The organism is Jatrophihabitans sp., from assembly GCF_051960575.1.
Lineage (GTDB): Bacteria > Actinomycetota > Actinomycetes > Mycobacteriales > Jatrophihabitantaceae > JBQCEE01.
Genome location: NZ_JBQCEE010000150.1, coordinates 1 through 7,916, shown reverse-complemented (window position 1 = coordinate 7,916; position 7,916 = coordinate 1). Strand labels below are relative to the sequence as shown.

Below are 7,916 nucleotides of genomic sequence, written 5' to 3'. Positions count from 1 at the left end.
GGTCGTCGCGGCTGGCGAAGTACCGGTACACGGCCGACGAGACCAGCCCGAGCTCGCGCGCGATCGCCCGCAGCGACAGCTCCCCCGCACCCTGCTCGGCCAGCTGCCGCTGGGCGAGCCGCTTGATCTCGTCGATCGTCTCGGCCCGGGCACGGGCACGGACGCCGCCGCTCGATGTCATGCGCTCAGTCTGACTTCTGCGAGCGACGCACACAAGTGAGAGCACTGCTCTTGTATCGTGTCGACAGCGGTGCCATGCTCTCTTCCGAGAGCGGTGCTCTCTCAGACGAAGGAGAAGAACAATGTCGAAGTACCTGGTGGTCGGCGCCGGCCCGGTCGGGCGTGCGGTCGCGGCGGAACTGGTCGGGCGTGGCGACGAGGTCCTCGTCGCCACCCGCAGCGGGACGGAGGTCGCCGGCGCCCGCGCGATCAAGCTGGACGCGTCCGACGCCGCGGCGTTGACCGAGGCAGCGCACGGCGCGGTCGGCATCGTCAACGCCGTCAACCCGCCCTACCACCGGTGGGAGCTGGACTGGCCGCCGGTCGCGGACGCGCTGCTCGCGGCCGCTGAGCGCACCGGTGCGGTGCTCGCCATCACCGGCAACCTCTACGGCTACGGCGAGGTGACCGCACCGATGACCGAATCGACCCCGCTGGCCTCGACGGGGAAGAAGGGCCGGGTGCGCGTCAGGATGTGGCAGGACGCGCTCGCCGCGCACGAGGCCGGCCGGGCCAAGGTCTTCGAGGTGCGCGGCAGCGACTACCTCGGCGGGCAGAACGTGCTGTCGACGATCATCGCGCCGGCGTTGCGGAAGGGCCGCACCGCGTTCGTCCCGGCCGACCTCGACGCGCCGCACAGCTGGACCGACGTGCGCTCGATGGCCCGCACCCACGTCGCGGTGATGGACGACCCGACCGCCTGGGGACGCGCCTGGCACGCGCCGACCGCGGCGCCGGTCAGCGTCCGCGAACTCACGGCGATCGCCGCCGCCCAGCTCGGCGCGAAGCCCAAGGTTCGTGCCATGCCCTACCCGGTGCTGTGGGCAGCAGGCCTGTTCGTCCCGATGGTCAAGGAGCTGCGCGAGACCCAGCACCAGCTGCGCCGTCCGTTCATCCTCGACTCGAGCGAGACCGAGCACCGCTTCGGGCTCGAGCCGCCCGCGATCGAGGAGTCGGTGGCGTACGACCTCGGCACCGCCTGATCCGACGTCGTCCGATGCGAGGGACGCGAAACAGGACGGTTACCTGCGGGTCGGGTGCGCGAAACGACCGGCGGGTCGAATCGGTCCCGACCCGCACCAGTGCGGGGCGCGTCTAGGGTTCCGCCGCTGACCGGCCGCTCACCGAGCAGGTCACGGGCAGCGGGCCTGGTCCGAGAGACGCAGGCGAGGCCGGTGCCGTCCTCGTTCCACGGCGGGAGAAAAGCCCGGGAGGCCACAGTGGCCCGGGCATGCCGTGCACGGGCCGGACATTCGGAGGCCCGTGTGACCGCACTCGCTGACCGGCCGATCACCACCGACGCGGCGGCCGACTCCGCCGACCTCGCCGGCTTCGGCTACGAACAGAAGCTGCATCGATCGATCGGCACGTACGGCTCGTTCGCCGCCGGCTTCTCGTTCGTCTCGATCCTCACCACCGTCTTCCAGCTGTTCTACTTCGGCTTCGGCGCCGGCGGCCCGGCCTTCTTCTGGACGTGGCCGATCGTGTTCGTCGGCCAGTTCCTCGTCGCCCTCTGTTTCGCCGAGCTCGCCGCCCGGTACCCGATCAGCGGCTGCATCTACCAGTGGGCCACGCGGCTCGGCGGCGCGATCTGGGGGTGGGCGGCCGGCTGGCTGATGCTCGTCGCGCAGATCTGCACCGTCGCCGCGGCCGCGGTCGCGATGCAGGTGGTGCTGCCGTCGATCTGGAGCGGCTTCGAGATCGTCGACAACCCGGGCACGAACGCGGTCATCCTCGGCAGCCTGCTGCTCGTCGTCACCACCACCATCAACGCCGTCGGCATCAAGGCGATGTCGCTCATCAACAGCATTGGCGTCACCTGCGAACTGGTCGGCGTCGCGCTGCTCTGCATCGCACTCTTCTCGCACGCCAAGCGTGGCCCGGGCATCGTCTTCCACACCGGCGCCGGTGTCGGCCACGGCTCGGCGTACCTCTGGTCGTTCGTGATCTCCGGGCTCATGGCCGCCTACGTCATGGTCGGGTTCGACAGCGCGGGCGAGCTGTCGGAGGAGACGAAGAATCCGCGCCGCACCGCGCCCCGCACCATCCTGCGCGCCCTCGTCGTCTCGGGCATCGGCGGCGCCCTGATGCTGCTGGCCACGCTCATGGCCGCCCCGTCGACCACCGACGGCAGCCTCGCCGACCCGGCCCGCGGCCTGCCCTACGTGCTCACGTCGCGTCTCGGCGACACCCTCGGCCGCGTCTTCCTCGTCGACGTCGCCATCGCCGTCACCGTCTGCACACTGGCCATCCAGACGGCCACCACCCGCATGATGTTCTCGATGGCGCGCGACCGCGTGCTGCCGTTCTCGGACGCGCTGTCGGTGGTCAACCCCCGCACCGGCACGCCGATCCGCCCGGCGATCCTCGTCGGCCTGCTGACCGTCGCGCTGCTCTACGTCAACGTCGACAACCCGCTCGTCTTCCTGGCCCTGTCGAGCGTCTGCATCATGCTGCTGTACATCGCCTACCTGATGGTGACGGTGCCGCTGCTGCTGCGCCGGGTGCGCGGCGGCCTGCCGCAGGCGTCGGGGCTCTTCTCGCTGGGCCGGCTCGGCGTCGTGGTGAACGTCGTCGCCATCGCCTGGGGCGTCTTCATGGCCGTCAACCTGGCGTGGCCGCGCACGAAGGTCTACGGCACCGACTGGTACCTGCAGTACTTCCCCGAGCTGTTCCTGGCCGGCGCGGTGCTGCTCGGCGCGATCGCCTTCGGCGTGCAACGCGCCCAGCGCCGCGACCCGGTCATGCCCATCGCGCTCGCCGAGGCCACCGCATGAGCGCGCTGCTCACCCACGACATCCCGCCGGACGCGGGGTGGTCGCTGCTCGTGCGGCGCGGCCGCGCGATCACCTTCACCGCGCTGGACGACGGCGCGAACCTCAGCCTGCTGCTGTTCGCCGCGCACGACCCCGTCGACCGGCTCAACATCCCGGACACGCTGAAAGCGCAGATGCGCGCAAACGTCGCGCCGCCGATGGTGCTGATGTCCGACCGCGGTGTCGGGCTGACCTCGGTGACCGCGTCCAGCCTCGACTGGCACGACTGCATCAGCGGTCACTCGCTCGACGTTCACGTGCCGGCGTCGTCGTACGCGGCCGAACGGAACGGCTGGAAGCGGTCGGCGCGCAGCCTGCTGGTGTCGGAACTGCGCAAGCACGGACGCGACGAGGACGACCTGCACGCGTGCGTCAACCTGTTCAGCAAGGTCGCCCTGGACGACGACGCCCAGCTCACCTTCGTCGACGGGCACGCCCGCGCCGGCGACACGGTGACGCTGCGCGCCGAGGTCGACCTGCTGCTCGTCGCGTCCACGGCTCCACATCCGTTGGATCTGCGGTGGTCGCCCGGCGCCGTCCGGGTCGAGATCACCGAGGCGGCCCCCTACGGCGCCGACGACCCGTCGATGAGGTTCCGCGCCGAGAGTGCCCACGCGCTCGAGCAGGCCCGGGCGGTGCTGGCATGAGCGTGATCTCGCTGGGTGCGCGCACCGCGCTCGACGTCGTCGTCCAGCCCGGCGACGGCCACCTCGGCACCATCCCCGCCGGCGGTGAGTTCCGCATCGTCGACCTGCACGGCAACCAGGCGGCCGACACCCTGTTCTTCGACGCGACCGACCTGCGCAACCGCTACAGCGCGATGGACACGATCCGTGAGCAGGGCTCGGTGTACCTGACCCTCGGCTCGCAGCTGCGGTCGCAGCGCAACGACGTGCTGGCGACCATCACCGACGACACGTGCGGGCGGCACGACACGCTCGGCGGCGCGTGCGCGCAGGAGTCGAACGTCGTCCGCTACGGCATGCACACCCGCCACCAGCACGCCTGCCGCGAGACGTTCCTGCGCTACGGGGCGCAGGTCGGCCTCGGCCCGCGCGAGCTCACTCACAACATCAACTTCTTCATGAACGTGCCGGTGACCGCCGACGGTGGTCTCACCTTCGCCGACGGCGTCTCGGCGCCGGGCAAGTACGTGCAGGTGCGCGCCGAGCGCGATCTCGTCGTGCTCATCAGCAACTGCCCGCAGCTCAACAACCCTTGCAACGGGTGGAACCCGACACCGATCCAGCTGCTCGGCTGGTGGCAGCAGTGACGGCGGTCGAGGCCCGGCCCGACGACCGCGTGGTCGGCCACGACCAGGCGGTGATGACCGTCGTGCGGGCCGGCCTGCAGACGACCGTCCAGGACCTCCCCGGTCGCACCGGGCTGTGGGACGTCGGCGTGCCGCCGTCGGGTGCGTGGGACGACCTGTCGTTCGCGCTCGCCAACCTCGCCGTGGGCAACCCGCCGAACGCTGCCGGGCTCGAGTGCGTCATGACGGGTGCGGCCGTGCGCTTCGACCGGCGCGTGCTCGTCTGCGTCACCGGCGCGGCCCGGCCGACGCTCGACGGCCGCCCGATCAGGCCGGGCATCGTCACCGTGGTGCCGGCCGGCGCCGTCGTCGATCTCGGGCCGTGCGGTGCGCCGGGCATGCGCGGCTACCTCGCGGTGGCCGGCGGGATCGCCGTGCCGCTCGACCTGGGCTCGCGTGCAACGTTCGTGCTCGGCGGCTTCGGTGGGCACGAGGGTCGCGCGCTCGCCGACGGCGACGAACTGCCCGTCGGCCGCGCGGAGAACTGCGCCGCGCCGCTCGACGTCGCGGGACTGCTGCCGACCCTCACGACCGACTGGACGCTGCGCGTGCTGCCGGGCCCGCACGGCGCGCCCGAGCACCTGACCTCGTCAGGTGTCGAGGCGCTCTGGGACACCACCTGGGCCGTCGACCACCGCGCCGACCGCACCGGCGTCCGGTTCGTCGGCCCGGCGCCGCAGTGGGCTCGCCCGGACGGCGGCGAGGCCGGCCTGCACCCGTCCAACATCCACGACAGCGCCTACCCGGTCGGCGGCATCATGCTGTCGGGCGACACCCCGGTGATCGTCGGCCCCGACGGCCCGTCGCTCGGCGGCTTCGTCGTGCCGTGCGTGGTGGTGCGCGCCGACCGCTGGAAGCTCGCCCAGCTGCGTCCGGGTGACACGGTGCGGTTGCAACCGGTCAGCGCGACCGAGGCCGACGCCGCCAATGCCGCCCGCTCCGCCCTGCTCGCCGATCCGCTCGCGGCGCTGTTCGGCGAGACGACGCCACCGCCCGTGCCGGACCGCGATGACGCGATCGTGCTGGCGCAACGCGCGGCGAGCGGCCACACGCCCGCCTTCACCGTGCGACGCGCCGGCGACCACCACCTGCTCGTCGAGGTCGGCGCCCCGGTGCTCGACCTGCGGGTGCGGCTGTGGGTGCACCTGCTCGCCGAGGCACTGCGCGGGCAGCAGCACGGCGCCGTCCGCGAGCTGGTCGAGGGGGTGCGGTCGATGCTCGTCCAGGTCGACGAGTCGCGGCTGCCGCTGCCCGATCTCGCCGAGCTGGTCGTGCGGCTCGCCGCCGCGGTGCCCGACCCGAGCACCGTCGAACTGCCGGTGCGCGAGGTGACGTTGCCGCTCGCGCTCGACCACCCCGAGGCGCACGAGGCGATGCGGCGCTACCAGCGCGGGGTGCGGCCGGACGCGCCGTGGTGTCCCGACAACGTCGAGTTCATCCGCCGCGTCAACGATCTCGCCGAGCGCGACGACGTGTTCGACATCGTCACCGCGGCCACCTACCTCGTCGTCGGGCTCGGCGACGTGTACCTCGGCGCGCCGGTGGCGGTGCCGATCGACCCGCGCCACCGGCTGGTGACCACGAAGTACGATCCGGCCCGCACCTGGACGCCCCAGAACGCCGTCGGCATCGGCGGGGTGTACCTCTGCGTCTACGGCATGGAGGGCCCGGGTGGCTACCAGCTGGTCGGGCGCACCGTGCCGGTCTGGCGGCACGTGCCCGGCTCGGACGAGCTGCCGTGGTTGCTGCGTCCGTTCGACCGGCTGCGGTTCCGGCCGGTCGACGCGGCGGAACTCGCCACGCTGCGGGCCGACATCAAGGCCGGCCGCGCAAATCTCGAGGCACGTCCGGCCACGTTCTCCCTCGCCGAGGTCGCGGCGCTCGAGACGCAGCACGCGGACGAGATCGAGGCGTTCCGTACCCGTCGTGAGGCGGCGTTCGCCGCCGAGCGCGCCCGCTGGGAGGCCGCGAAGTGACCGTCGAACAGACGCCTTGTCCCCAGTCCCAGGCAGTTCCCGGGCCTGGGAACGACCGGGCCGGGGGACAAGCGGTCTTCATCCGGGTGCTGTCGGACGAGGAGCGGACGGCCTATGAGGACCCAGCGGGCCGCGACGGACCCCTCGCCGGCGTGCGCGTCGCGATCAAGGACAACATCGACCTCGCCGGCGTACCGACGACCGCGGCAGACCCGTCACGGACGACGCCGGCGACCCGGCACGCCACGGCCGTCGCCCGGCTGCTCGCCGCCGGCGCCGTGCCGGTCGGCAAGACCAACCACGACCAGTACGCCACCGGGCTCGTCGGCACCCGCTCGCCGTACGGCGCGTGCAGCAGCGTCTTCTCGGCCGACCACGTCAGCGGCGGCAGTTCGTCCGGCAGCGCGGTCGCCGTCGCCGGCGGCCTCGCCGACCTCGCGCTCGGCACCGACACCGCCGGCAGCGGCCGGGTGCCGGCCGCGTTCAACGGCCTGGTGGGCATCAAGCCCACCCGCGGTCTCGTGCCCACCACCGGCGTCGTGCCGGCCTGCCCGTCGCTCGACTGCGTCACCACCTTCACGCGCACGGTGGCCGCCGGACGACGCGCGCTCGCCGTCATGGTCGGGCCGGACGCCGCCGATCCCGGTTCGCGCGCACGGCCGGTCGCGCCCCCGCCCGGTGTCGCGCGCACGATGCGGGTCATCGCCGTGCCCGACGCCCCCCTCGACCTCGAGCCCGCCGCCCGGGACGCATGGGCCGCGGCGGTCGACCACGCCGCGACCCTGGGCACCGTCGTCCGCGTGGAGGTGAGCGCCTTCCTGGCCGCCGCCCGCCTGCTCTACGAAAGCGCGCTGGTGGCCGAGCGGCTGGCCGCGTTCGGCGGGGCGCTCACCGTCGACGGCCCGCACCTCGACCCGACCGTGCGCACGATCGTGCTCGGCGCCGCGCGGTTCGCGGCGGCCGACGTCTTCGCGGCCCAGCAGCGGCTGGCCGGCCTGCGGCGCACCGCCGAGACGGTGTTCGTCGGCGCCGACGCGCTGCTGCTGCCGACGACGCCGAACCACCCGACGCACGCCGAGGTGACCGACGACCCGATCGGTGTCAACGCGCGCCTCGGCACGTACACGAACATGGCCAACCTCTTCGACCTGTGCGCGGTGGCGGTCCCGGCCGGACGCCGGACCGACGGGCTGCCGTTCGGTGTGCAGCTGCTGGCACCGGCTTTCGCCGACGAGCCGTTGCTCGACCTCGCCGCGGCCTGGTGCGGCGAACCGGTCGAACCGCCGACGATCGGCGGCGAACTGCTCGCGGTCGCGGGTGCACACCTCACCGGTCAGCCGGCCAACCGCGAGCTGGTCGAACTGGGCGGCCGACTGTTCCGCCGCGGCCGCACCGCACCCGGCTACCGGCTGCACGAGGTGCCGGGCCCGTTCCGGCGGCCCGGGCTGCTGCGCGGCGACAACCCGTCGGGGCTCGAGGTCGAGGTCTGGGAGCTGCCGGCGCACGGGCTGGGCACGCTGCTGCCGCGGATCGCGCCGCCGCTCGCACTCGGCGCGGTCGACCTGGAGGACGGCACCCGCGTCCCCGGCTTCG

The 7,916-nt window shown here is 73.0% G+C and carries 7 protein-coding genes and 1 riboswitch; of the genes, 6 read left to right on the top strand and 1 reads right to left on the bottom strand.

From position 1 onward, the window contains the following. The coding region (locus tag ACTHMS_RS08645) for a helix-turn-helix domain-containing protein (RefSeq protein WP_440306256.1) at positions 1-181 on the bottom strand (181 nt) is incomplete at its 3' end. 121 nt (positions 182-302) lie between these two features. On the opposite strand from ACTHMS_RS08645, the gene ACTHMS_RS08640 reads away from it, so the two are divergent. The 6 genes from ACTHMS_RS08640 to atzF form a co-directional block, all read left to right on the top strand. After that, a complete protein-coding gene (locus tag ACTHMS_RS08640) occupies positions 303-1,202 on the top strand; it encodes an NAD-dependent epimerase/dehydratase family protein (RefSeq protein WP_440306255.1) in 900 nt (299 codons plus the stop codon). 101 nt (positions 1,203-1,303) lie between these two features. Continuing rightward, a riboswitch (guanidine-I (ykkC/yxkD leader) is annotated at positions 1,304-1,435 on the top strand. A 49-nt stretch (positions 1,436-1,484) separates the two neighbouring features. Next, positions 1,485-2,996: an amino acid permease gene (locus ACTHMS_RS08635; protein ID WP_440306254.1), complete on the top strand. Its 1,512-nt coding sequence runs from the start codon at positions 1,485-1,487 to the stop codon at positions 2,994-2,996. Then, positions 2,993-3,682, top strand: coding sequence for a DUF1989 domain-containing protein (locus tag ACTHMS_RS08630; RefSeq protein ID WP_440306253.1), 690 nt, complete (start codon positions 2,993-2,995; stop codon positions 3,680-3,682). The genes ACTHMS_RS08635 and ACTHMS_RS08630 overlap by 4 nt, the downstream gene beginning before the upstream one ends. Continuing rightward, positions 3,679-4,308, top strand: a complete 630-nt coding sequence (locus ACTHMS_RS08625) for an urea amidolyase associated protein UAAP2 (protein ID WP_440306252.1) — start codon at positions 3,679-3,681, stop codon at positions 4,306-4,308. The genes ACTHMS_RS08630 and ACTHMS_RS08625 overlap by 4 nt, the downstream gene beginning before the upstream one ends. Before the next feature lie 53 nt (positions 4,309-4,361). Further along, entirely contained in the window at positions 4,362-6,323 is a 1,962-nt protein-coding gene (locus ACTHMS_RS08620) for a 5-oxoprolinase/urea amidolyase family protein (protein ID WP_440306257.1), read from the top strand. Positions 6,324-6,409: 86 nt separating this feature from the next. Further along, positions 6,410-7,916, top strand: a 1,507-nt coding sequence (gene atzF, locus ACTHMS_RS08615; protein WP_440306251.1) for an allophanate hydrolase, incomplete at its 3' end; no start/stop codon positions are given.

What these genes read in the sequence shown, in the direction of transcription:
- ACTHMS_RS08640 (WP_440306255.1), top strand. Translation starts at nt 303, where the DNA reads ATGTCGAAGTACCTGGTGGTCGGCGCCGGCCCGGTCGGGCGTGCGGTC.
- ACTHMS_RS08630 (WP_440306253.1), top strand. Translation starts at nt 2,993, where the DNA reads ATGAGCGCGCTGCTCACCCACGACATCCCGCCGGACGCGGGGTGGTCG.
- ACTHMS_RS08625 (WP_440306252.1), top strand. Translation starts at nt 3,679, where the DNA reads ATGAGCGTGATCTCGCTGGGTGCGCGCACCGCGCTCGACGTCGTCGTC.
- ACTHMS_RS08620 (WP_440306257.1), top strand. Translation starts at nt 4,362, where the DNA reads ATGACCGTCGTGCGGGCCGGCCTGCAGACGACCGTCCAGGACCTCCCC.